This is a genomic window from Enterobacter sp. Taxon_8, from assembly GCF_058354585.1.
Map to the genome: position 1 here is coordinate 4,307,536 of NZ_CM177989.1, position 25,375 is coordinate 4,332,910.

20 protein-coding genes are annotated in these 25,375 nt (G+C 56.4%); 7 read left to right on the forward strand and 13 right to left on the reverse strand.

What is annotated here, in order from left to right; translation table 11 throughout:
* The first annotated feature begins 67 nt into the window (after positions 1-67).
* From malE to malG, 3 genes are all read left to right on the forward strand, one after another.
* Positions 68-1,258 (forward strand): maltose/maltodextrin ABC transporter substrate-binding protein MalE, encoded by a 1,191-nt coding sequence (gene malE, locus AC4IBF_RS20545; protein ID WP_461842292.1) that lies wholly within the window; start codon positions 68-70, stop codon positions 1,256-1,258.
* A 125-nt stretch (positions 1,259-1,383) separates the two neighbouring features.
* Positions 1,384-2,928 carry a maltose ABC transporter permease MalF gene (gene malF / locus AC4IBF_RS20550; protein WP_136195996.1) on the forward strand — a complete coding sequence of 515 codons (1,545 nt, stop codon included), beginning with the start codon at positions 1,384-1,386 and terminating at the stop codon, positions 2,926-2,928.
* A 14-nt stretch (positions 2,929-2,942) separates the two neighbouring features.
* Positions 2,943-3,833 carry a maltose ABC transporter permease MalG gene (gene malG / locus AC4IBF_RS20555; RefSeq protein WP_023310002.1) on the forward strand — a complete coding sequence of 297 codons (891 nt, stop codon included), beginning with the start codon at positions 2,943-2,945 and terminating at the stop codon, positions 3,831-3,833.
* A 97-nt stretch (positions 3,834-3,930) separates the two neighbouring features.
* Here malG and psiE read toward each other — a convergent pair whose 3' ends face one another.
* The 6 genes from psiE to pgi form a co-directional block, all read right to left on the reverse strand.
* On the reverse strand, positions 3,931-4,341 hold the full coding sequence (gene psiE / locus AC4IBF_RS20560; RefSeq protein ID WP_136195995.1) for a phosphate-starvation-inducible protein PsiE: 411 nt from the start codon (positions 4,339-4,341) through the stop codon (positions 3,931-3,933).
* Positions 4,342-4,534: 193 nt separating this feature from the next.
* Complete coding sequence (locus tag AC4IBF_RS20565; RefSeq protein ID WP_133293571.1) at positions 4,535-6,631, reverse strand: YjbH domain-containing protein; 2,097 nt, start codon at positions 6,629-6,631, stop codon at positions 4,535-4,537.
* Positions 6,631-7,368: a capsule biosynthesis GfcC family protein gene (locus tag AC4IBF_RS20570; protein ID WP_133293570.1), complete on the reverse strand. Its 738-nt coding sequence runs from the start codon at positions 7,366-7,368 to the stop codon at positions 6,631-6,633. The genes AC4IBF_RS20565 and AC4IBF_RS20570 overlap by 1 nt, the downstream gene beginning before the upstream one ends.
* The gene (locus AC4IBF_RS20575) at positions 7,365-8,003 is read right to left on the reverse strand and encodes a YjbF family lipoprotein (RefSeq protein ID WP_127729233.1); all 639 of its coding nucleotides are present in this window, start codon (positions 8,001-8,003) and stop codon (positions 7,365-7,367) included. The genes AC4IBF_RS20570 and AC4IBF_RS20575 overlap by 4 nt, the downstream gene beginning before the upstream one ends.
* 63 nt (positions 8,004-8,066) lie before the next feature.
* Positions 8,067-8,309 carry an exopolysaccharide production protein YjbE gene (gene yjbE / locus AC4IBF_RS20580; RefSeq protein ID WP_008503423.1) on the reverse strand — a complete coding sequence of 81 codons (243 nt, stop codon included), beginning with the start codon at positions 8,307-8,309 and terminating at the stop codon, positions 8,067-8,069.
* Positions 8,310-8,676: 367 nt separating this feature from the next.
* A complete protein-coding gene (gene pgi, locus AC4IBF_RS20585; protein ID WP_115876949.1) occupies positions 8,677-10,326 on the reverse strand; it encodes a glucose-6-phosphate isomerase in 1,650 nt (549 codons plus the stop codon).
* 374 nt (positions 10,327-10,700) lie between these two features.
* Here pgi and lysC point away from each other — a divergent pair, with 374 nt between their 5' ends.
* A complete protein-coding gene (gene lysC / locus AC4IBF_RS20590) occupies positions 10,701-12,050 on the forward strand; it encodes a lysine-sensitive aspartokinase 3 (RefSeq protein ID WP_033144379.1) in 1,350 nt (449 codons plus the stop codon).
* A 41-nt stretch (positions 12,051-12,091) separates the two neighbouring features.
* On the opposite strand, the gene AC4IBF_RS20595 is transcribed toward lysC, so the two are convergent.
* Genes AC4IBF_RS20595 through AC4IBF_RS20605 form a run of 3 tightly spaced genes read right to left on the reverse strand, consistent with a single transcriptional unit; the run spans position 12,092 to position 15,243 of the window.
* Positions 12,092-12,880 (reverse strand): nucleotidyltransferase domain-containing protein, encoded by a 789-nt coding sequence (locus tag AC4IBF_RS20595; RefSeq protein ID WP_115876950.1) that lies wholly within the window; start codon positions 12,878-12,880, stop codon positions 12,092-12,094.
* 4 nt (positions 12,881-12,884) lie between these two features.
* Positions 12,885-14,111 (reverse strand): RtcB family protein, encoded by a 1,227-nt coding sequence (locus tag AC4IBF_RS20600; protein ID WP_491463073.1) that lies wholly within the window; start codon positions 14,109-14,111, stop codon positions 12,885-12,887.
* A gap of 4 nt (positions 14,112-14,115) precedes the next feature.
* A complete protein-coding gene (locus tag AC4IBF_RS20605) occupies positions 14,116-15,243 on the reverse strand; it encodes a slipin family protein (protein WP_023618733.1) in 1,128 nt (375 codons plus the stop codon).
* A 441-nt stretch (positions 15,244-15,684) separates the two neighbouring features.
* Between AC4IBF_RS20605 and rtcR the strand changes: the two genes are divergently transcribed.
* The 3 genes from rtcR to AC4IBF_RS20620 all read left to right on the forward strand — a co-directional run bounded on the left by rtcR (position 15,685) and on the right by AC4IBF_RS20620 (position 18,632).
* Positions 15,685-17,259, forward strand: coding sequence for an RNA repair transcriptional activator RtcR (gene rtcR / locus AC4IBF_RS20610; RefSeq protein ID WP_039024657.1), 1,575 nt, complete (start codon positions 15,685-15,687; stop codon positions 17,257-17,259).
* A 105-nt stretch (positions 17,260-17,364) separates the two neighbouring features.
* Positions 17,365-18,309, forward strand: coding sequence for a ketopantoate/pantoate/pantothenate transporter PanS (gene panS, locus AC4IBF_RS20615; RefSeq protein WP_252093648.1), 945 nt, complete (start codon positions 17,365-17,367; stop codon positions 18,307-18,309).
* A gap of 50 nt (positions 18,310-18,359) precedes the next feature.
* Positions 18,360-18,632, forward strand: coding sequence for a YjbD family protein (locus tag AC4IBF_RS20620; RefSeq protein ID WP_023309994.1), 273 nt, complete (start codon positions 18,360-18,362; stop codon positions 18,630-18,632).
* Here the strand turns inward: AC4IBF_RS20620 and rluF are convergent, their stop codons facing one another.
* The 4 genes from rluF to metH all read right to left on the reverse strand — a co-directional run bounded on the left by rluF (position 18,633) and on the right by metH (position 25,357).
* A complete protein-coding gene (gene rluF, locus AC4IBF_RS20625; protein WP_252093647.1) occupies positions 18,633-19,505 on the reverse strand; it encodes a 23S rRNA pseudouridine(2604) synthase RluF in 873 nt (290 codons plus the stop codon). It abuts the gene before it with no gap.
* Between the two features lie 167 nt (positions 19,506-19,672).
* Complete coding sequence (locus AC4IBF_RS20630) at positions 19,673-19,876, reverse strand: type II toxin-antitoxin system CcdA family antitoxin (protein ID WP_127729223.1); 204 nt, start codon at positions 19,874-19,876, stop codon at positions 19,673-19,675.
* Between the two features lie 49 nt (positions 19,877-19,925).
* Positions 19,926-21,557, reverse strand: coding sequence for a Na/Pi cotransporter family protein (locus tag AC4IBF_RS20635; protein WP_252093646.1), 1,632 nt, complete (start codon positions 21,555-21,557; stop codon positions 19,926-19,928).
* A 116-nt stretch (positions 21,558-21,673) separates the two neighbouring features.
* A complete protein-coding gene (gene metH / locus AC4IBF_RS20640; RefSeq protein ID WP_491463074.1) occupies positions 21,674-25,357 on the reverse strand; it encodes a methionine synthase in 3,684 nt (1,227 codons plus the stop codon).
* Positions 25,358-25,375: the final 18 nt, after the last annotated feature.

The window sequence follows — 25,375 nt, forward strand, 5'->3', positions numbered from 1 at the left end:
AAGGAGACTGAGACACGTTGAACCACTGAAGTCATACCATGAGACATCACCAAAAAGGATGGCAGCTATGAATATCAAGACTGGCGCACGCGTTTTCGCATTGTCCGCCCTCGCAGCAATGATGATTTCCGCACCGGCGCTCGCCAAAATTGAAGAAGGCAAACTGGTTATCTGGATTAACGGCGACAAAGGCTATAACGGCCTGGCCGAAGTGGGCAAAAAATTCGAGAAAGACACCGGCATCAAAGTTACCGTAGAACACCCGGACAAACTGGAAGAGAAATTCCCGCAGGTTGCGGCAACCGGCGACGGCCCGGACATCATCTTCTGGGCGCATGACCGTTTCGGTGGTTACGCGCAGTCTGGCCTGCTGGCTGAAGTCACCCCGGACAAAGCTTTCCAGGACAAACTGTTCCCGTTCACCTGGGACGCTGTTCGCTATAACGGCAAGCTGATCGCTTATCCTGTCGCGGTTGAAGCCCTGTCTCTGATTTATAACAAAGACCTGGTACCTAACCCGCCGAAAACCTGGGAAGAGATCCCGAAACTGGATAAAGAGCTGAAGGCGAAAGGTAAATCTGCCCTGATGTTCAACCTGCAAGAGCCGTACTTCACCTGGCCGCTGATTGCTGCCGACGGCGGTTACGCGTTCAAGTTTGAAAACGGCAAGTATGACGTAAAAGACGTGGGCGTCGACAGCGCAGGTGCGAAAGCGGGCCTGAGCTTCCTGGTTGACCTGATCAAGAACAAACACATGAACGCGGATACCGATTACTCCATCGCGGAAGCGGCGTTCAACAAAGGCGAAACCGCGATGACCATCAACGGTCCGTGGGCCTGGACCAACATCGATAAGAGCAAAATCAACTACGGCGTGACGCTGCTGCCAACCTTCAAAGGCAAGCCGTCTAAACCGTTCGTTGGCGTGCTGAGCGCGGGTATCAACGCCGCCAGCCCGAACAAAGAGCTGGCGAAAGAGTTCCTGGAAAACTACCTGCTGACCGATCAGGGTCTGGATGAAGTGAACAAGGACAAACCGCTGGGCGCCGTTGCGCTGAAATCCTTCCAGGATCAGCTGGCGAAAGACCCACGTATCGCGGCTACCATGGATAACGCCCAGAAAGGCGAAATCATGCCGAACATCCCGCAGATGGCTGCGTTCTGGTACGCCACCCGTACCGCGGTCATCAACGCTGCAAGCGGTCGCCAGACCGTTGATGCCGCGCTGAAAGATGCTCAGGGTCGTATTACTAAGTAATGACGTAGTCCCCTCTTCCTTTGGGAGAGGGTTAGGGTGAGGGTTGTCGCTATTCGCACGCCCTCACCCCGGCCCTCTCCCCCAGGAGAGGGAGAAAAGATCAAACGTTGTAGAGGAAAAACCCCATGGATGTCATTAAAAAGAAACGCTGGTGGCAAAGCGACGCGCTGAAGTGGTCAGCGATAGGTCTGCTGTGTCTGCTGGTGGGTTACCTTGTTGTTTTAATGTACGTACAAGGGGAATATCTGTTCGCCATCATGACGCTGATTTTAAGCTCTGCTGGCCTGTATATTTTCGCCAACCGTAAAGCCTATGCCTGGCGTTATGTCTACCCGGGCGTGGCCGGGATGGGGCTGTTTGTCCTGTTCCCGCTGATTTGCACCATCGCCATTGCGTTTACCAACTACAGCAGCACCAACCAGCTTGCGCAGGAACGCGCCCAGCAGGTCCTGCTGGATCGCTCATATCAGGCAGGCAAGACCTTTAACTTCGGCCTCTATCCTGCGGGGAACGAGTGGAAGTTAGCGCTTACTGACGAAGCAAGCGGCAAATACTACGTTTCCGACGCGTTCAAATTTGGCGGCGAGCAGAAGCTGGCCTTAAAAGAGGCCGAGGCCCTGCCGGAAGGTGAACGTGCCAACCTGCGCGTCATTACCCAGAACCGCCAGGCGCTGACCCAGCTCACCGCCGTGCTGCCAGATGAAAGCAAAGTGACCATGAGCTCGCTGCGCCAGTTCTCAGGCACCCAACCGCTCTATACCCTGGCGGATGACGGCACGCTGACCAACAACCAGAGCGGCGTGAAGTACCGTCCGAATAACGACATTGGTTTCTATCAGTCCATTACTGCCGACGGCAAATGGGGTGATGACAAGCTCAGCCCGGGCTACACAGTCACCATCGGCTGGGACAACTTTACCCGCGTGTTTACCGACGAAGGCATTCAGAAACCCTTCTTCGCCATCTTTGTCTGGACGGTGGTCTTCTCGGTGCTGACGGTGATACTGACCGTTGCCGTGGGCATGGTTCTGGCCTGTCTGGTCCAGTGGGAATCCCTGAAGGGCAAAGCAATCTACCGCGTGCTGCTGATTCTGCCGTATGCCGTGCCGTCGTTTATCTCGATTCTGATTTTCAAAGGGCTGTTTAACCAGAGCTTCGGTGAAATCAACATGATGCTGAGCGCCCTGTTCGGCATCAAACCGGCCTGGTTCAGCGACCCAACCACCGCCCGCTCGATGATCATCATCGTGAATACCTGGCTGGGTTATCCGTACATGATGATCCTGTGCATGGGGCTGCTGAAGGCCATCCCGGATGACCTGTACGAAGCTTCGGCGATGGACGGTGCGGGTCCGTTCCAGAACTTCTTTAAGATTACGCTGCCGCTGCTCATCAAGCCGCTCACCCCGCTGATGATTGCCAGCTTCGCCTTTAACTTTAACAACTTCGTGCTGATTCAGCTGTTGACCAACGGCGGCCCGGACCGCCTCGGCACTACGACGCCGGCAGGCTATACCGACCTGCTCGTGAGCTACACCTACCGTATCGCCTTCGAAGGCGGCGGCGGCCAGGACTTCGGTCTGGCGGCAGCGATTGCCACCCTGATCTTCCTGCTGGTAGGCGCACTGGCGATTGTGAACCTGAAAGCTACACGTATGAAATTTGACTAAGGAGGGCATCGATCATGGCAATGGTACAACCCAAATCTCAGAAGTTGCGCCTCCTGGCGACGCACTTAGGCCTGCTGATTTTCATCGCGGCGATCATGTTCCCGCTGCTGATGGTTATCGCCATCTCCCTGCGTTCGGGTAACTTCGCGACAGGAAGCCTGATCCCGGACGAAATCTCCTGGGAGCACTGGAAGCTCGCGCTGGGCTTTAGCGTGGAACACGCGGATGGCCGCGTCACGCCGCCGCCGTTCCCGGTGCTGCTGTGGCTGTGGAACTCGGTGAAAATCGCAGGCATTACCGCCATTGGTATCGTGGCACTTTCCACCACCTGCGCCTACGCCTTTGCCCGTATGCGTTTCCCGGGCAAAGCGACGCTGCTGAAAGGGATGCTGATTTTCCAGATGTTCCCGGCGGTGCTGTCGCTGGTGGCGCTGTATGCCCTGTTTGACCGCCTGGGCCAGTACGTCCCGTTTATCGGCCTGAACACCCACGGCGGCGTGATCTTCGCCTACCTTGGCGGTATCGCACTGCATGTGTGGACCATTAAAGGCTATTTCGAAACTATCGACGGCTCGCTGGAAGAAGCCGCCGCGCTGGATGGGGCTACCCCGTGGCAGGCGTTCCGCCTGGTGCTGCTGCCGCTGTCGGTGCCGATTCTGGCGGTGGTGTTTATCCTGTCGTTTATCGCTGCGATCACTGAAGTACCGGTTGCCTCACTGTTACTGCGTGATGTGAACAGCTACACCCTGGCCGTGGGTATGCAGCAATACCTCAACCCGCAAAACTACCTGTGGGGCGACTTTGCCGCGGCGGCCGTACTCTCTGCCATCCCGATTACCGTGGTGTTCCTGCTGGCGCAGCGCTGGCTGGTGAACGGCCTGACGGCGGGCGGTGTGAAAGGTTAAGTTTCATTTTGTTATGCCACTGCAACCCTCAACTTTAGACGTATTGTATTGACCCAACTTGTGACTGTTGTTAGGCGCTCTTCGGAGCGCCATTTTTTTATTCCCGTTTCAGCCGCTTCGAATTGCACAGCCAGAGGGTGATCACCAGCAGCAGGATCGCCGCCGAGTAGATCAGCACGTCGAGCGGGGATTTATGATCGATGATGATCAGCCGCACAATGGCGGTGATCCCAATGTAGACAAAATAACGTAGCGGGAAGTGAAAGCCGGACTGAAAATACTTCACAATCAGGGCGATAAATTCAAAGTAGAGAAAGTAGACCACCAGTCCTTCCACCAGCGCATATTTGCTGGTTTGTTCAGGGGCAAACAGCACATCCGCCAGATGCACCGTCTCTTTACCCAAAAAGACGACCAGTATCAGGCCAAGGCTCAACAGACCGAGGTTCAGCACGGTCTGGAGGATAGTTGAGATAAACTCAACGCGCGGGCGAGTCAGGGATGTCATACAGCACCTCATTCTCCAGGGCGAGGTTTCTGTATAACGCAAAAATGTGACGGAGATCTATATTTTTTGTTTATGTTTAGCGCACCGGAGAGGATTCCCCTCACCCCGGCCCTCTCCCCAAAGGGGCGAGGGGGAAAAGACAGCACCGAGCGATCCCCTCTCCCCTTTGGGGAGAGGGTTAGGGTGAGGGGCATCAGCGGAAGTTAATGTTCTTATCGCTGGTCATGTCGTACAGCTGGAACTTACGTCCAAGCTGCTGGCCGCCGTCGCGCGTCAGCGGCGTCCAGCCAACCGCTGCACGGCTGCGGGTTGGGCCTGACGAGAAGAGATCCAGCGGAATCGACACATAGACTCCCTTGGTGAAGTCCCCTTCCCCGTATTCGTCCGGCGAGACGTTGGTAATGGTGGCGTAGCCGCCCACCACGACGCCGCTATCGAAGTGTTTGGAGATGTCCAGCGTACCGCCCTTATCGCCCGCCAGGTACTGGCCTACGCTGGCTTTCACCAGCACGTCAGGCGCGAACGACGGCGTCCAGTAGGCGGTCAGGTGACCGGTTTTGACGCTGTAGTCGGTGAACTTCATCATGTCCTGCGCGCTGCGCCAGTCACGCTGTTTAACATAGTTAGCATCAATCCCGAACGCCCAGTTGCTGTCGACAGGACGATAAAGCACTTCCGCCCCCGCGCCGCCGTACATGGTTTCCAGATACCCGCCGTACACCTGGCCGTAGAAGCCGTTGCCGAAGTACTGGAAGTAGTTGGCCTGCAGGTTGTTCACGTAAGCATCGTTCTGCACGTACTCACGCACGCGGGTACGCACGCGCGGCAGCGACGAGTCTTTTGGCGGGTTGGTGTAGTTGAACTTGTCATAGTTATTGGCGATGTTGCCGAACAGGCTGCCGGTGGTCAGCAGATGGTCGGTCAGCCACAGATCCGCCGTCGCCATGACGCCCAGCTGATACATGTAGAAGTTTTCCGGCCCACCGACGGACTGGTTCAGCACCGGATCGATATGGAAATCGAAGCGCGACCTGTCGATATACCAGCCCTGCTCTGTGGTTTCTGGGACGATCGGCTCAACGCGTTTTTGCACCAGCTCGGTTTCATGTCCCAGCGGCTCGCCTTCGAGGTGGCGCTTAAGGCTGGCAACATCCGTTTCCGTCGTCACCTGCGGCAGGTTGAGACGATTCTCGGTCACGCGGATCGTGCGGATCCCCTCTGGCAGATCGTTCATGATGATCCGGTTGGCGCGCTCGATCCCTTCCCGCGAGTCGCGGTATTTCACCTGCTCGCCGGTGACGTAAAGCGTATCGCCTTTCACCTGAATTTTCGGATCCGCCAGGCCGGCATTGTATTTCAGCAGCGTCAGCTGGTTTGCCACCACTGAGTGCTGCAGAATCGCATCCTGCGGTTCCGGCTGGTATGCAGGCCGCGCGTTGTCGTTGTAGTGCGGCCGCATGTCGTTAAAGTTGGTGCGCAGCGTGAAGCCGAACATCACCGTATTGCCGCGCTCGTAGCTGAGGTTAACGTCGGCCCAGTCGGTGACGCGATAAATTGCGCCGACGTTAAACTTGCTCTTCTGCTCAATCTTCCCGGCGAAGTCCTGCGAGTAATCATTCCCCTCGTACTCCAGCTTCAGGCGTAACGGCTGCCATGGGGTTTGATACTCCACACCGCCAAACAGCGATGCTGGACCGTGGAACATCTGATCCCCGTTGATGGAGCCCGCTTTCTTATAGCTGTTATCGCGGTAGCAGTATTTATCGCTGTAGGAGCAAAACGGGTTTTTCACGTTTCCGCTGGTGCCGAGATAGCCCCATCCCAGGCCAAGCGAGAAGTCGAACGGCCCCCAGGCCTTGCTGGCCACGATGTATTCCGCATCAAACAGGCCGGTACCGCCGATATCTTTGGCGCCCACGGAGACCTGCGGCATCCAGTAGCTCTCTTCCCACAGGCGCAGCTTGACGTCGAAGGCTTTATCTTTGTAGGTCTGATCGCCTGAGAACGCCTCGACGCTGCTGTATTGTTTCGTCCGCACGTCGGTATAGCGCAGCGTGGTTTCAAGCCACGGGAACAGCTGCACTGACCCCGAGTAGTAGCGATACTGGTCGTTATCACGGTAGTTAAGGCTAATTTCCCCTTCGCGCGCCATACGCGCGGTGGGCGTTTGCAGTAAACCGACGCCGCCGAAGTCTGACTGAGACGGGCCAATGGGTGCCGGATACGTTTCTGCATGGCAGGCGGCACTCACGCAGAGCGCCAGCATGCTGTAGAGATAGGTTCTTTTCATTATTCCGGTATCCGCTGAATCAGGGAGTGAAGGATATCGGCGTTAAGCCCGTCATACGCCTTCGTCCAGAAATGGTCGGCAAAACCGACAAAAATAATGCTGCCCGGCATGGGTTCGATATGACGTTTATTCCAGTAAGCAACGGGGGCTTTTTGCGTGTGGCCGTCGGGGTAAATCACCCAGGCGTAGCTGTTATCCGCGCCGCTCAGCCGACTCTGCTCGTCGAGATAACTCGCCACGTCACGACCGGGGGTAAAGGGCTTGTTACCCGGGCTGCCGATCAGCCCCATCACGGTCACCGTCGTCGGCTTCGCCGGAAGCCAGAGCGTATAGTCCCCTTCCAGGGTCGGGTTGCCGTTTTCCGTGACGCGCACGTCATCCGGGTCAAGATTGACGTTCTGTCGGCCCGTCACCTTCAGCGCCTGCAGCTGCTGGCGAACGCTATTAATCGCCGCCGCGTCGTCGCCGTCTTCCTGCTCCGCTAATCCCGTTAGCCTGGCAAGGAGCGCCTTGTGCTGCTGTTCCGCTTCAGCGGTCTTCTGCCGTTCAGCGATGACCGCGCCTGGCCACCAGCTGTTGGCGAGCCTTGGCTGTCCGACGAGATCGAGAAGATGCTCGGCGTGGGTTAAGGTTTTGGGTTTTTCACTGTCCGGCGTGTAGACCTTCACAGTCCCGGCGGACCATGCCAGCGGCGCGGCAAAACTGGCGATAAGCGCAGCGTGGATGAGCATTTTCATGATTTCGCCGCCTTGATCAGGGTGGTTTTGACCGGAAAGAATCCGGCACCAAGATACTGTAATGACTGGCGGATCTGCCCTTCCTCGTCAATCCAGAAGCGGTTGTGCCAGGTGGCCTGGTCGGTGATGACCTCTTCATCCAGCACGCGAACCTGCGTTTCGTCGCTGCCGACCTTCACGCTGTCGGTGCCGTCCCAGCGGAAGGTCGAGCGTGCCGTGGCGTAACGCACCTGCTTGTGTTCAGTCCAGCCCATCGTGCGCGTCCAGCCTGCGCCGTCGACGATCTGGTTCGGCTTGATCAGCGGGTCGTCGGCGAGATTATTCACCTCCAGCAGGTTGTCGCCGCCCAGCAGGGTTTTCACGATACGGCCATGCTGCGTCACGATGGTGGCCTGATCCTGCGTCACCCATTTCTGCTGCCCGTTTTCATCGAAAGCGAGCACCACAAAAAGCTGCGGGCCATCGTTAAGCTGCATGTACTGACTGGCATAAGGCATGTTCTGAAGTTCGTCATCGGTCAGATGCACGCCCGGCGTGCCGAACATGCTTTCCCACAGTGAATTTCCCAGCCCTTTAGTGGTGGCCGAGCACGCCTGCAGCAGCAGGCAAATCAGAATGATTGCAGGTCGCTTCACGACTCTTCTCCGAAGGGGCGAAATAACCACACCGAAGTGTGGTTATGATTAAAACACCCGCTATTACTGGGTGCTGGTTGTCGTGGTGGTCGTGGTTCCGGTGTTGGAGCCATCACCGCCACCGGTTGCCGCCAGCGCGACACCCACGGCTGAACTTACGGTGCTGGCGCTGGCTGCGGTAGAACTTCCCGCAGACGCAGACGTCGCAGCCGACCCTGCCGCTTCCCCGACCTGAACCGGAGCTGCATAAACAGATGTCGCCGCAAGCGCAGATATGGCAAAAATGCCATACAGTACTTTCTTCATAACAATTTCCCTTCAATGAATGAATGGAGATTTGCCCGAAAAGAATTTCAGGCGGAATCGAGTATACACAACTCATGCCGTGGGTTTGCCGTAAGGGGAAATAGGGAGCGGGTTTTCGGAATAATGGTTAAAATGGAAATGAAGGACAAATCCAAAAAATACAAAAGAAATACAAAACAAATACTTATAATATATTTACATTATCTGATTTCTGCGTATTTTCTTAAAATAAACCGCAGCAATTAACGGGTTAAGCGTCTTTTTCGGATTAAACTCAGATCCAGAATTTGAGTTAACTAACAGACATCAGGAATTATCCGATAAAAAAATGCCGGCATTAAGCCGGCACGTTTTCATGTCGTTTTAATTACGCACGCCATGCTTTATAACGGTTGATCAAACCATTTGTCGAGCTATCATGGCTGGTAATCGCTTTATCGTCACCCAGCTCTGGCAGAATACGGTTTGCCAGCTGTTTGCCCAGCTCAACGCCCCACTGGTCAAAGGTGAAGATGTTCAGGATCGCGCCCTGCGTGAAGATTTTGTGCTCGTACAGGGCAATCAGCGCGCCCAGGCTGAACGGCGTGATTTCGCGCAGCAGGATGGAGTTGGTTGGACGGTTGCCTTCAAACACTTTGAACGGTACCACGTGCTCCAGCGTGGCAGGATCTTTACCCTGGTCACGGTATTCCTGCTCAACCACCTCGCGGGATTTACCGAACGCCAGCGCTTCGGTCTGGGCGAAGAAGTTGGACAGCAGCTTCGGATGGTGGTCGGACAGCGGGTTATGGGTGATAGCCGGAGCGATGAAATCGCACGGTACCATTTTGGTGCCCTGGTGAATCAGCTGGTAGAAAGCATGCTGACCGTTAGTGCCCGGCTCGCCCCAGATAATTGGGCCAGTCTGGTAGTCCACCGCGTTGCCGTTACGGTCAACGTACTTACCGTTGGATTCCATGTTGCCCTGCTGGAAGTAAGCCGCAAAGCGGTGCATATACTGGTCGTACGGCAGGATCGCTTCGGTTTCAGCGCCGAAGAAGTTGTTGTACCAGATCCCGATCAGCGCCAGCAGTACCGGCAGGTTTTTCTCAGGCGCGGTAGTGGAGAAGTGTTTGTCCATCGCGTGCGCGCCGGAGAGCAGCTCGACGAAGTTGTCGAAGCCCACGGACAGGATGATGGACAGGCCAATCGCAGACCACAGGGAGTAGCGGCCACCAACCCAGTCCCAGAACTCGAACATGTTCGCGGTGTCGATACCGAACTCGCTGACGGCTTTACCGTTGGTAGAAAGCGCCGCGAAGTGTTTCGCCACGTGCTTGTTGTCGCCAGCGGTTTTCAGGAACCAGTCGCGCGCGCTGTGGGCGTTGGTCATGGTTTCCTGAGTGGTGAAGGTTTTGGACGCAACCAGGAACAGGGTGGTTTCCGGGTTCACGTTCTTCAGCACTTCGGCGATGTGGGTACCATCGACGTTAGACACAAAGTGCATATTGAGGTGGTTTTTATACGGACGCAGCGCTTCGGTCACCATGAACGGGCCGAGGTCAGAACCGCCGATACCGATGTTAACCACGTCGGTGATCGGTTTGCCGGTGTAGCCTTTCCAGCTACCGGAGATAATCGCTTCGGAGAACGCTTTCATCTTTTCCAGCACCGCGTTCACTTCCGGCATGACGTCTTTGCCGTCAACGATGATTGGCGTATTGCTACGGTTACGCAGGGCCACGTGCAGCACGGCACGGTCTTCGGTGCGGTTGATCTTCTCGCCGGAGAACATGGATTTGATGGCGTCTGCAAGCTCAGTCTCTTTCGCCAGATCCTGCAGTTTTGCCAGCGTCTCTTCGGTAATGCGGTTTTTGGAGAAATCCACCAGCATCAGGTCGTCGAAGGTCGCGGAGAACTTGTTGAAACGATCGGCATCTTTCGCGAAAAGATCCGCGATGGTGACGTCTTTCATTTCATCATAATGTTTCTGGAGTGCCTGCCAGGCAGCGGTCTGCGTTGGGTTGATGTTTTTCATTAGCAATACTCTTCTGATTTGAGAATTGTGACTGCGGTCGATTGTAGCGCCTGCAAATAAAAATTGTGATGGTTTTTATGCCATTGCCCTGGCCTGCATCAAACACAGGTGAAAAGACCCGAAAAGTATAGCTGCTGAAGCGCCCTCCCGGAGCGGAGAAATGTCGGTCAAAATGCCCTAAAACGGAGCATAAAATCTGGCCCTGTTATAAGTCCTGTTTCTCAGGGGTACCCCCCCATAAAAAATCCGCATAATCCCAGCATTGACAGGACCTCCCCCGCATTTTATTTATAGGGCCGTATTTTGCGCCTGCACCTGTTTTCGTTTCACTCTTGTGCCAAGGTCGCTTATTCATTCCCTGACACGAGGTTGTTATGACGAGTTTTGTGGTCGCCAAGTTTGGCGGCACCAGTGTGGCCGATTACGATGCCATGAACCGCAGCGCCGATGTGGTGCTGGCCGATCCGAATACCCGCCTGGTGGTGCTGTCTGCATCAGCCGGCGTGACGAACCTGCTGGTTTCTCTGTCTGAAGGACTGGAAGCGACAGAACGTTTCGTGAAGCTGGATGCACTGCGCAAAATTCAGTTCGACATTCTTGAACGTCTGCAGAACCCTAACGTCATCCGCGAGGAAGTGGAACGTCTGCTGGAAAATATCACCACCCTGGCAGAAGCGGCTTCTCTGGCAACCTCCACCGCCCTGACCGACGAGCTGGTCAGCCACGGTGAGCTGATGTCCACCCTGCTGTTTGTTGAAATCATGCGCGAGCGTAACGTTCAGGCGCAGTGGTTTGACGTGCGTAAAGTGATGCGCACCAGCGACCGCTTTGGCCGCGCCGAGCCGGACGTTGAGGCGCTGGCGGAACTGACCAATCAGCAGCTGGCCCCGCGTCTGGCAGACGGCATCGTAATCACACAGGGCTTTATCGGCAGCGAAGCGAAGGGCCGCACCACCACGCTTGGCCGTGGCGGCAGCGACTACACCGCAGCGCTACTGGGCGAGGCCCTGCATGCCACGCGCGTGGATATCTGGACTGACGTTCCGGGCATTTACACCACCGACCCGCGCGTCGTTTCTGCGGCGAAACGTATTGATGTGATCGCGTTTGAAGAAGCGGCGGAAATGGCCACCTTCGGCGCGAAAGTGCTGCACCCGGCCACGCTGCTGCCAGCCGTACGCAGCGATATTCCGGTCTTTGTCGGCTCCAGTAAAGATCCGAAAGCGGGCGGGACGCTGGTCTGCAAGAAAACGGAAAACCCGCCGCTGTTCCGCGCCCTGGCCCTGCGCCGTCGCCAGACGCTGGTCACCCTGCACAGCCACAATATGCTGCACTCCCGCGGTTTCCTGGCGGAAGTGTTTGGCATTCTGGCACGCCACAACATCTCCGTGGATCTGATCACCACCTCGGAAGTGAGCATTGCGCTGACGCTGGACACCACCGGTTCAACCTCAACGGGTGACACCCTGCTGACGCAGTCGCTGCTGATTGAGCTGTCTGAGCTGTGCCGCGTGGAAGTGGAAGAAGACCTGGCGCTGGTTGCCATCATTGGCAACAAGCTGTCGCGCGCCTGCGGCGTGGGCAAAGAGGTATTTGGCGTGCTCGACCCGTTCAACATCCGCATGATTTGCTACGGTGCGTCCAGCTATAACCTCTGCTTCCTGGTGCCAGCCGATCAGGCCGAGCAGGTCGTGCAGAAACTTCATCAGAATTTGTTTGAATAAGCGCAAGAGTGGCCCGGGCGTTTTCACTACCGGGCCATTCTCTAGCTTTTCATAACTGTTCTCATCAGCAGCGAATCCAGATCTTTTAAATTTCCTTCTCTGCTGTCGGGTAGTACCGGCGGCACTTCTCCTCTCACCAGCTCACTTTGCAAAAAAGCGTGGAGTAAGGGCCGTTTAGGACCATATTCCGCTTCACCTGCGCGCTGTTTTATTTCCAGTAATGCATCGATTTCCGCACGTAACGGCGCGCACAGTTCGCTCCCGGCAAGCAGTTCGGCAAAACGCATCGGTGGAACGCCTTTCCCCGCTTCTACCCACCGCGCCGCCAGCAAAGGGCGCAGAACATAAAAGTACTTTTTCAGCCGAACCGTTTCCCCCTGTAAATATCCACGGAAGTTTTTTCGGGCCATTGAGTAATAATGCCAGCGGGCGCGCAATGGCGAAAACCACGCAGGTATCAGCGCACGCAACTCGGCCACTACCGTCTCATCCTCCTGATAAACAACAGGGGAATCCAGCCACTCGATAAGCGTCGGGTTTGCCCCCTTCAGCAGGCCCAGTGCCTTGCGCCATTCCCAGCCACAAACGTCCAGTTCATCATCTATCGGCAGCTCGATCACATCCCGCTGGGATTCGACGCGCAGATACCATTCTGGGTGGTGAACGTACAAAAACCGCACATCATAATCGCTATCCGGTGAGGCAAATCCCCATCCCCGGCTGCCCGATTCACAGGCGTAGAGCACGCGCACGTTATAGCGCTGCTCTATATCGCGAAGTTGCGCGCAGACACGTGCGCGCATCGCGCTATCAACATCGTTGTTGCTCATTTTTTTATCCTTTTACACACACTACCTGACGCAGGGTGTGAACGATCTCCACCAGAGACGATTGCGCGGCCATCACGGCGTCAATGTCTTTATAGGCCATCGGCGTTTCATCGATCACCTCATTGTCTTTGCGACACTCTACGTGAGAGGTCGCCTGAATATGGTCGCTAAGGGTATAGCGTTTTTTTGCCGCCGTTCGGCTCATCACTCGCCCGGCGCCGTGGCTGCAGGAACAGAAGCTTTGCTCGTTGCCGAGGCCACGCACGATGAAGCTCTTTGCGCCCATTGAGCCCGGAATAATCCCCATCTGCCCTTTCTGCGCCGACACCGCACCTTTGCGCGTGATCAGTACCTCTTCCCCAAAGTGATGCTCTTTCTGCACATAGTTGTGATGGCAGTTAACCGCCTCCTGCTGCGTAATAAAGGGCTTTGTCACTTCGCGAGAGAGCGCCGCCAGCACGCGCGACATCATCACTTCCCGATTGTGGCGGGCAAAATCCTGCGCCCACTCCACCGCCTCAATGTAGTCCTCATAGTGACGACTCCCCTCCTGAAAATAGGCCAGATTTTTATCCGGCAGATGTCCCAGGTGATGCTGCATATCCTGCTGTGCCAGGGCGATAAACACATTACCGATGGCGTTTCCTACGCCGCGCGAGCCGCTGTGCAACATCACCCAGACGCGCTGCTGCTCATCGAGGCAAATTTCAATAAAGTGGTTTCCGGTACCCAGCGTGCCCAGATGCTGGTAGTTGTTGGTTTTCCGCAACTGCGGGTATTTTTCCGTGAGTTGTTTAAAACGTGGGGCCAACACCAACCAGCGATCGTCCACTTCTTTCGGTGGCGTTTCCCACGCGCCTTTATCCCGTCGAGAACGCGTATTGGTTCTCCCATGCGGTACTGCCTGTTCAATGGCGCTACGTAAACCGCTGAGATTATCCGGCAAATCACCGGCCACCAGCGACGTGCGAACGGCAATCATCCCGCAGCCAATATCCACGCCAACCGCCGCAGGAATAATTGCCCCTTTGGTCGGAATCACGCTGCCGATGGTTGAGCCTTTACCGAGATGAACGTCGGGCATCACCGCAAGGTGTTTGAAAATAAACGGCATCTTTGCAGTATTCAGTAACTGCGCCTGTGCCTCTGGCTCCACGGGAACGCCGTGAGTCCACATTTTGATCGGGGCGCCGTTTGACGCCGTCAGTAATTCAAAATCATTCTGTTGCATTGCGTTATCCTTTCAGGTTAACAAGGCCGTGTAATACCTGGTCCAGGCCACCAAATACTGAAATTTTGTCGATACGCTCCGCGACCCTTTCCAGGGTTTCCAGCTCTTTTAAACGCAGCGCCACCGGGTTGTTCTCCATCACCTTTGCGGTGTTTAACAGCGATCGTGTCGCCGCCGTTTCTTCACGTCGGCGAATAACATTCGCCTGGGCCGATTTTTCGGCCTCTACCAGACGGGATAAAATTGTTTTCATATCACCAGGTAAAACAATATCTTTTACCCCAAGCGACGCAATTTCCATTCCAAAGGATGACAGGCGGCCTTGCACCTGTTTGCTGACCACCTCATCAATGATCTGCTTATCTTCCAGTAACTCATCGAGCGTGCGGGTGCCGACCGCCTCACGCAGTGCGAACTGGAGTTCGCGGTACAAATGTTCCAGCGGTTTCGTAAGCTGTCCGCAGGCCTGCAGCACGTCGCTGTAGCGCCAGTTAGCCGCCAGGTTCAGGCGCAGGTTAACTTTGTCCTTCGTCAGGATCTCCTGCCCGCTCACTTCCACCACCTGAAGGCGCGTATCCACTACCTCTGCCTCAACCAGATGGTTAATTTTCCAGTAAGCCGTCAGTCCCGGCGGTAACAGTGCCTGAATTTCTCCGTCGATTTTCACCACCCCGACGTGCCAGGCAGGTACCTGTACGACCAGCATCGCGTCGCGCCCCTTTAGCGCGCCATTACGACGCGGTTGCAGAGCAGCATTCATCACGTCCACTGGCACCCGCACGTCGCGGGTATCGATTCTTTGCAGGGTCAACGCCGCATCCTGCTGCCAGTACAGACGACGAGTCGAAGGCGGCACAATTTCCTGCAATACGCCGTTGTTCGATAACACCCCGATTTCATCTGCAGTAAGGTCAACCGCCAGGCAGTAACGTACCACCCAGTCAGGCTGAAAGCGGCGCAGATAATCCGCCAGCGCACCCGGCACCTCGCTGCCATCCTGGCTCACCACCAGCACGTCGTCAGTATTGAACCAACCCAGACGGTGTTCACCCGCCTCCAGTACCCGGTAATAATCGCCAGCTTTTGCTACCAGTCCTAACTGACCTTTTTTTATCGTGATTTTTTTAGCCATTTTATATTCCTTAAAGTCAGGCGCGGGTGCAGGCACGAAATCACAGGGGAATGCCTTTTCGCCTGCGATCCGGCGCCATTACCGGCGACCTTCATTGGGATTACTGACTGCGCAATACCCGTTTTTACTTTGATGTTTACAACCAGTTTTCATTGGGAGAATGAATCGGGAATCGAACCCTTCTATCTGTCATTGGTTGACGGAACGCCCCCGGAAAACAGCCTTGCCGTTCCTGGTGCGCCGACGGGGCCTTAACCCCCAGTGTGCTCAACGTCGTGACGTTATCTTTATTGCCAGAAGCGTGCCAAAAACAAAAATCGCTGTTTTATTTTTTTATTTTATTGATAATTAATGATTTTTATTTATCGCGCTTTTCATGCATTGCCGTTCGGCTCAACATTTCTTATCCTGCTATATCGACAATTATCTTTCTGGATAAACATGAAGAAGCGGAAGGTGGTGATCGGGGTGCTTGGCACCGTGATGGATAAACGGGGAAAGCGGGCTAATCGCTTTCGCAAATGGCGACCGACCGTCGGGCTGTGCCAACAGCCGGATTTCCCGGTCGACAGGCTGGAGCTGCTACATCAACCGCGAGATCTCGGCATGGCTCAGCAACTGGCGGAAGATATTGTGCTGGTTTCCCCCCACACCGAGGTGCGTCCAAGCACGGTAATCATTGAAGACCCGTGGGATTTCGAAGAGGTTTATGCCGCGTTTCTCGATTTCGCCACCCAGTACACTTTTGATACCGATCGCGAAGAGTATTTCGTCCACATCACCACCGGCACGCATGTGGCGCAGATCTGCTGGTTCCTGCTGACGGAAGCCCGCTATCTTCCCGCCAGCCTTTTGCAGACTGGCCCTGCCAGAAAAGAAGCCTCTGCTGAGGAGACTGCAGCCGGAACTTACTCAATTATCGACCTGGATTTAAGCCGCTACACGACCCTTACCAACCGTTTTCAGCGCGAGCAGCAGCAGTCAATCTCATTTCTGAAAGCGGGTATTGAGACGCGAAATGCCACCTTTAACAGTCTGATCGACAAGATTGAACGCGTGGCGCTACGTTCAACAGCCCCGATCCTGCTGACCGGCCCCACCGGCGCGGGCAAGTCGTTCCTCGCGAACCGCATTTATCAGCTTAAGCAGTCACGCCATCAGGTTTCCGGAAAACTGGTTTCCGTCAACTGCGCGACCCTGCGCGGTGATAACGCCATGTCCACGCTGTTCGGCCATGTGAAAGGGGCCTTTACCGGCGCACTGTCGGCGCGCAGCGGCCTGCTGCGTGAAGCCGATGGCGGTGTCCTTTTCCTCGACGAGATTGCCGAACTAGGCCTGGATGAACAGGCGATGCTGCTCAAAGCCATTGAAGAGAAAACTTTTTTCCCGTTTGGCTCCGATAAAGAAGTTCACAGCGATTTTCAACTTATCGCCGGAACCCACCGTGATATGCGCCAGTGGGTGGCAGAAGGACGTTTTCGTGAAGATCTCTATGCCCGTATTAATATGTGGAGCTTTGCATTACCCGGCCTTGCCCAACGGAAAGAAGACATCACGCCGAATGTTGACTACGAACTTCAACGTTTCTCTCGCGAAAGCCAGACGCAAATCCGCTTCGATAAAGAGGCACGCGAAGGCTATCTGGCCTTTGCCTGTTCCAGCAGAGCGCTGTGGCGGGGCAACTTTCGCGAACTGAGCGCCAGCGTCGCACGCATGGCGACGCTGGCGGAACGAGGGCGTATTACTCAGGATCTGGTGCTGGAGGAGATCTCCCGGCTTCAGACCGACTGGCAAACTGACGTGACGCAGCCTGCAACTGACATGGAGATTGACCTCTTTGACCAGCGGCAACTGGAAACGGTGCTGGAGGTATGTCGCCGCAGCGCATCGTTGTCTGAAGCCGGACGTGAGCTGTTTGCCGTTTCACGGCTCAAAAAAGCCAATCCTAACGACGCCGACCGACTGCGCAAATATCTGGCTCGCTTTAGTCTGAGCTGGGAAAGCATCCGGTCATAATTCATTTGAATATTACTTCCTTACGCGATAAACAATAACTATAGCCGGGCTCGATCCCGGCTTTTTATAACAAACACACGCAACATTCATCGCAAGGAAATCATTATGTTATCCGCTATTACGCGGCTGTTCCCGTTATGGGCGCTGCTGCTCTCCGTACTCGCGTATTACACGCCCACCACGTTCACCGGTATTGGTCCGTGGGTCACCACGCTGCTGATGCTGATCATGTTCGGTATGGGCGTGCATCTGAAAGTCGACGACTTCAAACGCGTGCTGTCTCGCCCTGCGCCCGTCGCGGCAGGAATATTTCTGCACTATCTGGTGATGCCGCTCGCGGCGTGGCTGCTGGCGATGGCTTTTAAGATGCCGCCCGATCTCTCCGCCGGGATGGTGCTGGTGGGCAGCGTCGCCAGCGGCACGGCGTCCAACGTCATGATCTATCTGGCGAAAGGCGACGTGGCGCTCTCCGTCACTATCTCGTCCGTCTCCACGCTGGTGGGCGTGATTGCCACGCCGCTGTTAACCCGCCTGTACGTGGATGCGCATATTCAGGTGGACGTGATGGGGATGCTGCTGAGCATTCTGCAAATCGTGGTGATCCCGATTGCGCTGGGGCTGGTCATTCACCACCTGTTCCCTCGCGTGGTGAAGGCCGTTGAGCCGTATCTGCCCGCGTTTTCGATGATCTGCATTCTGGCCATCATCAGCGCCGTGGTGGCGGGCTCCGCCTCGCACATTGCTTCCGTAGGCTTTGTGGTGATCGTCGCGGTTGTGCTGCATAACACCATCGGCCTGCTGGGCGGCTACTGGGGCGGGAAACTGTTTGGCTTCGACGAATCGACCTGCCGCACGCTGGCAATCGAGGTAGGGATGCAGAACTCCGGCCTGGCGGCGGCGCTCGGTAAAATCTACTTCTCGCCGCTGGCGGCCCTGCCGGGTGCGCTGTTCTCCGTCTGGCACAATCTCTCCGGCTCTCTGCTGGCGGGCTACTGGTCCGGCAAACCGATTGAGGAACAAACGAAAAAAGATGCGGTGAAGCAGGGTTAATTTACGCTGCTTGCTTTACACTGAAGCCTCCACATCAGGAGGCTTCAGCAATGGCTACACCACGTTTGACCCAGAAAGACATGACGGAAGCCGAGCAGCGCGAGCTGAAAACGCTTCTCGACCGCGCTCGTATCGCACATGGCCGCACGCTGACGAACGCCGAAACCAATCAGGTGAAAAAAGAGTACATCGATAAGCTGATGGCGCAACGTGACGCCGCGGCGAAAAAGGCCCGCAAGCTGAAAAAAGAGCAGGCTTATAAACCTGATGCAGAAGCGACCTTTTCCTGGTCCGCCACCACATCAACCCGTGGAAGGCGCTAATCAGCGCCCTTTCTTTTTACGCCCCGGCTGGGTAAAGCGTTTTCCGTTGCCCGGCTTGCCTCGCCCCTTATCTTCCGCCTGCGGCGCCTTCACCACCGGGCGCTTAATCGCCTGGGTTTTCGGTTTTGCTTTGGCCTTCGGCTTCGCTTCGGACGAGGAATTCTCGATAAGCTTGAAGAGTTCAATCAGCTCGTCATCCGTTAAATCGCGCCACTCGCCCAGCGGGATGCCTGACAGGCTGACGTTCATGATGCGCGTGCGCTCCAGCTTCGTCACTTCATAACCGAAGTACTCGCACATGCGGCGGATCTGGCGGTTTAAGCCCTGCACCAGCGTAATGCGGAACGCGAACGGCGCTTCTTTCTTCACCTTACACTTTTTCGTGACGGTACCGAGGATCGGCACACCGGCGCCCATGCCGCGAATAAAGTCGTCCGTGACCGGCTTATTCACCGTCACAATGTACTCTTTTTCGTGATCGTTACCGGCACGCAGGATCTTGTTGACCAGATCGCCGTGGTTGGTGAGGAAAATCAGCCCCTGAGAGTCTTTATCCAGACGGCCGATCGGGAAGATACGGCTGCTGTGGTTCACGAAATCAACGATGTTGTCCCGCTCGCCGTCTTCCGTGGTGCTGACAATCCCAACCGGTTTGTTCAACGCGATAAACACCAGGTCTTCAGCATCACGCGGTTCGATGACCTGACCATTCACTTTAACCACATCGCCAGGGACCACCTGGTCGCCGATGGTGGCGCGTTTGCCGTTAAGAAACACGTTACCTTGTTCAATGTAACGGTCAGCCTCGCGACGTGAGCAGATTCCGCTCTCGCTAATGTATTTGTTTAATCGGGTTGATTGAGTTGGCAGCATAGTTTCTCCTGTGAAGGGCGAAATATACCTTACCTTGCGGCTGACAAAAAAGTGTTAGTAACCGTTGATCAAAAAATCGAGTGCATCCCGCAATGAAGCACTGTTTTGCGTAAGATCGGCGATACGCTCGCCTAACTCTTTTGGCGATATGCCTGCCTATTGATCCATCAGAATGACCTCTGAAAGTCACTAAAGGAGCCGTTTTCATCAACCCACTGGTTAATGGCCTCGATAGAAACTTTATTTTCTGCTAACCACTCTGCGCGCTGATGCGCACGAAACTGCTCCTGCAGTGCAGCCATGAGTAGTGCGCATGAGCCCCCCATCGGAATGCGCATGAATTGGCGAAGTGTAGTGTGTAAATGGCGCATGATAAGGTGTCACGCCTCGCAAAAAAGTTTTGCGAGGCGCTTTCAGAGATTAATACTCATCCCGCTCGTCATCTTCATCCGGCTGTTCCATCACGCTGTAGGCCACCGCGCAGAACAACGAGTTGAGACGCTTCATATCCCCCAGCAGCCCCAGATGAAGCGAGCTGGTTTCGATGCTCTGCACGTTCTGCTGGTGAAGACGCTCAACGTGGGCGTGCGAATAGCGGCGGTTCAGGATACGGAAACGATGCTTGTTGCGGCGCAGGCGGCGCGCGCTCGGCACGTCGCTGGAAAAGAAGACCAGCATCGCCAGCTTGAGGTTGCTGACCAGCTGTTCGTGCAGCGCTTCAAGCTCTTTTAAGCCTTCAACGGAGAACGCCCGGCGTGCGGCCAGCGATTTATCGGCTATCTCGCTGCCCATGCGCTCAACAATATCGGAGGCCTGCTCAAGGTTAAGCGACATCTCAATGATTTCCGCCCAGCGGCGGGACTCCTCTTCCGCCAGTTCGTCCTGCGGCATGCGCGCCAGGTAAAGCTTAATGGCGGTATAGAGCACGTTGATATCGTCCGCCAGTCTGCGCAGCTCTTTCTCCTCTCGCGGCTCGCCGTGCATCACCTTTTGCAGGCCTTCGAGCATGGTTTCAATCGCGTCGCCCATGCGCAGCGTCTCGCGCGCGGCATTCGCCAGCGCCAGTGCCGGGGTATCCAGCGCGGACGTATCCAGGTGCTTCGGCTTCAGGCGCGCATCCAGCTCCGGTTCGTCCTGAATGAGACGTTCGCAGAAGCGGGCCATCGGCCCGGCAAAAGGCACCATCGACAGGCAGCGCACCAGGTTATAAAACACGTGGAAGTAGATCACCAGCTCCGCCTTCGGCAGCGGGAGGTTGTCCATCAGGTTCGCCAGCGGATGGATAAAGGGCAGGATAATCAGGCTGCCCACCAGCTTAAACAGCAGGCTACCGAGCGCCACGCGGCGGGCGGCAGCGTTGGCCGCGCTGTTATTGAGCATCGCCAGCAGGCCAGAGCCGAGGTTGGCACCTATCACCAGACACAGCGCCACCGGGAAGGAGATCGCCCCGGCGGCGGTAAGCGTGGCCGTCAGCAGCACGGCGGCCAGGCTGGAGTAGCTGACGATGGCAAACACCGCGCCAATCAGCGCGTCGAGCATGATGTCCCCGGTCAGGGAAGCGAAGATGACCTGAACGCCGTTGGCCTCGGTAATAGGGGTGACCGCCTGCACAATCAGCTCCAGCGCCAGCAGAATCAGCCCCAGGCCAATGCCCACGCGTCCAAGCTGGCCGGCGCGCGTCTGTTTGCGGCCGAGGAAGAAGATGACGCCGACAAAAATCAGCAGCGGCGACAGCCAGGAGAGATCGAAGGTCAGGATACGCGCCATCAGCGCGGTCCCCACGTCGGCCCCCAGCACAATGACCAGCGCCGGAGCCAGCGCCACCAGATCCTGCGCCACAAAGGAGGTGACAAGCAGGGTTGTGGCGTTACTGCTCTGCACCAGTGCCGTTACGCCAATACCCGCGCAGAAGGCGAGCGGCTTCTTCTCAACGCTGCTGCTGAGAACGGTACGCAAGCGCGCGCCAAAGACGCGCATCACGCCGGTACGAACGATATGGGTGCCCCATACGAGCAGTGCGACTGCAGAAAGCAGGTGTAACAAGGTCAGCACGAAAGGTTTTCCTCCTTATCGTTATTCGTTTTCCATAGGTTCAGTATAAGGGTTTAAGCGTAAGAAAGAGACAAGGCACCCTTGAGGTGCCCTGTTTGTTGTAAGGAAAAGTGACGTTAGTCTGCGTCGTAGCCTAAATTCGGTGCCAGCCAGCGCTCGACTTCTGATACGCTCATGCCTTTGCGCAGGGCGTAATCTTCAATCTGATCGCGCTGCAGCTGCGCCACGGCAAAGTACTTGCTGTCCGGGTGGCTGAAGTACCAGCCGGAGACGGACGCACCCGGCCACATGGCGAACGACTCGGTGAGCTTCATTCCGGTATGGGCTTCGACATCCAGCAGTTGCCAGATAGTGCCCTTTTCGGTGTGTTCCGGACAGGCCGGATATCCCGGTGCCGGACGAATACCCTGGTAGTTTTCGCGGATCAGCTCCTCGTTGCTGAGGTTTTCGTTCGCCGCGTAGCCCCAGTGCACCTTGCGCACGCGCTCGTGCAGGTACTCGGCGAAGGCTTCCGCCAGGCGGTCGGCTATCGCTTTCACCATGATTTTATTGTAATCGTCGTGCTGCGCTTCGTACGCGTCCGCCAGCGCATCTTCTTCCAGACCGCCGGTTACCGCAAAGGCGCCGATATAGTCGGCTTTTCCGCTCAGCTTCGGCGCGACAAAATCGGCCAGGCAGTAGTTGGCAAAGCCCACTTTCTCGGTTTGCTGACGCAGATGGCGGCTGACCGCCAGCACGTGGGTGCGGGTTTCATCGCGATAAATTTCGATGTCGTCTCCCACGCGGTTGGCCGGGAATAGCCCCACCACGCCGCGCGGATTGAGGGTTTTCTCAGCACTCAGCGTGTCGAGCATATCGTTGGCATCTTTAAACAGGCGTTTCGCTTCTTCACCTACGACCTCATCTTCCAGGATGCGCGGATATTTGCCCGCCAGCGACCAGGTCATAAAGAACGGCGTCCAGTCGATGTAGTTGCGCAGCGTTTCTATGCTGGCGCTGACCTCCTGAACGCCCAGCCGATGCGCGACCGGCGGCTTATAGCTCGACCAGTCAAAAGCCAGATCGTTATCGCGCGCCGCCTGGAGTGAAACTGGCGGGGTGCGCGGTTTCTTGCGCCCGTGCTGGATGCGAACGGTTTCGTACTCTTTGCGGGTGCGCTCAACAAACTCGTCGCGCTGGGTGTCAGAGAGCAGTGCGGAGACCACGCCCACCGTGCGCGAGGCGTTTTGCACGTACACCGTCGGGCCGCTGTAGTTCTGCTCGATTTTCACCGCCGTGTGCGCTTTGGAGGTGGTCGCCCCACCAATCAGCAGAGGAATGGTGAAGCCCTGGCGCTCCATCTCCTTCGCCACGTTAACCATCTCGTCCAGCGACGGGGTGATCAGCCCGGAGAGGCCAATCAGGTCGGCATTCACTTCGCGCGCGGTCTTGAGGATTTTATCCGCCGGGACCATGACGCCAAGGTCGATAATCTCGTAGTTATTGCACTGCAGCACCACACCGACAATGTTCTTGCCGATGTCGTGCACGTCGCCCTTGACGGTGGCAATGACCATTTTGCCGTTGCTGGAGCCTTTCTCTTTGCTGGCCTCGATAAACGGCTCCAGGTACGCCACGGCCTGCTTCATCACGCGGGCAGATTTCACCACCTGCGGCAGGAACATTTTGCCCTCACCGAACAGATCGCCTACCACGTTCATGCCGTCCATCAGCGGCCCTTCGATCACCTCGATCGGGCGGGCTGACTGCTGACGCGCCTCTTCGGTATCCTGCTCGATAAACTCGGTGATGCCTTTTACCAGCGAATATTCCAGACGCTTTTTCACGTCCCAGGCGCGCCACTCGGCCTGCTGAACGTTGGCCGATTCATCCGATTTGCTGCCGCGGTATTTTTCCGCCAGGTCCAGCATGCGCTCGGTGGCGTCATCGCGACGGTTAAGGATCACGTCTTCAACCGCGTCGCGCAGCTCTGCGGGCAGGTCGTCGTAAATCGCCAGCTGGCCGGCGTTGACGATCCCCATGTCCATCCCGTTGCGGATGGCGTAGTAGAGGAACACGGCGTGGATCGCTTCGCGCACCGGGTCGTTACCGCGGAACGAGAACGACACGTTCGACACGCCGCCGGAGATCAGCGCATGCGGCAGCTCGCGCTTAATGTCCTCGCACGCGCCGATAAAGTCCTGGGCGTAGTTATTGTGCTCTTCGATACCGGTCGCCACGGCGAAGATGTTCGGGTCAAAGATGATGTCTTCCGGGGGGAAGCCTACCTCTTCGGTTAAAATTTTGTATGCCCGGCGGCAAATCTCAATTTTACGCGCGCGGGTATCGGCCTGGCCCACTTCGTCAAAGGCCATCACCACCACGGCGGCACCGTAGCGGCGCACCATTTTCGCGTGGTGGATAAAGATCTCCACGCCCTCTTTCATCGAGATAGAGTTGACGATGCCTTTTCCCTGAATGCACTTGAGCCCCTTCTCGATCACTTCCCATTTGGAGGAGTCGATCATGATCGGCACGCGGGCGATGTCCGGCTCACCGGCAATCAGGTTGAGGAAACGCACCATCGCCGCTTCGGCGTCGAGCATCCCCTCATCCATGTTGATATCAATAATCTGCGCGCCGTTTTCCACCTGCTGACGCGCGACGTCCAGCGCTTCGCTGTACTTCTCTTCTTTGATCAGGCGTTTGAACTTCGCGGAACCGGTAACGTTCGTACGCTCGCCCACGTTCACAAACAGGCTGTCTTCGCCGATGGTCAACGGCTCAAGGCCGGAGAGACGACAGGCAACCGGAAGCTCGGGCAGCTTGCGCGGCGGCAGCCCCGCCACGGCGTTGCTCATAGCAGCGATATGTTCAGGCGTGGTGCCGCAGCAGCCGCCGACGATGTTCAGAAACCCAGACTCGGCCCACTCGCGGATTTGCGCCGCCATGGTATCGGCATCAAGATCGTATTCGCCGAAGGCGTTCGGCAGACCGGCGTTCGGGTGGGCGGTGACGTAGCATTCCGCAATGCGCGAAAGCTCCTGCACGTACTGGCGCAGTTCATCCGGCCCCAGCGCGCAGTTCAGGCCGAAGGAGAGCGCGTCGGCGTGACGCAGGGAGTTATAAAACGCTTCGGTGGTCTGGCCGGACAGAGTGCGTCCGGAAGCGTCGGTGATGGTACCGGAAATCATGATCGGCAGGTCAACGCCCAGCGCCTCAAACTCCTCTTTTACCGCGTAAATCGCGGCCTTGGCGTTGAGGGTGTCGAATACCGTTTCAATCAGGATCAGATCGGAACCGCCTTCCACCAGCGCTTTGGTCGATTCACGGTAGGCAGCAACCAGCTGGTCAAAGGTGATATTACGAAACGCCGGGTCGTTGACGTCCGGTGAAATCGACGCGGTGCGGTTGGTTGGGCCAAGCACCCCGGCAACGTAGCGAGGCTTGTCCGGCGTGCGGGCCGTCCACTCGTCGGCGCAGGCGCGCGCCAGCTTCGCGGCTTCCAGGTTGATTTCCGCCGACAGGGATTCCATCTGGTAATCCGCCATGGCGATGGTTGTCGAGTTAAAGGTGTTGGTTTCAATGATATCCGCACCCGCTTCGAAGTAGGCGTTGTGGATATCTTTAATCACGGACGGCTTGCTGAGCACCAGCAGGTCGTTGTTCCCTTTCAGGTCACATGGCCAGTCAGCGAAGCGTTCGCCGCGGAAATCATCTTCACTCAGACGATACCCCTGGATCATGGTGCCCATGCCGCCGTCCAGCACCAGAATTCGTTCATTTAACTGCGCTCGCAGTTGCTCTACTTTGCTGCTCACACTTGCTCCCGACAACGC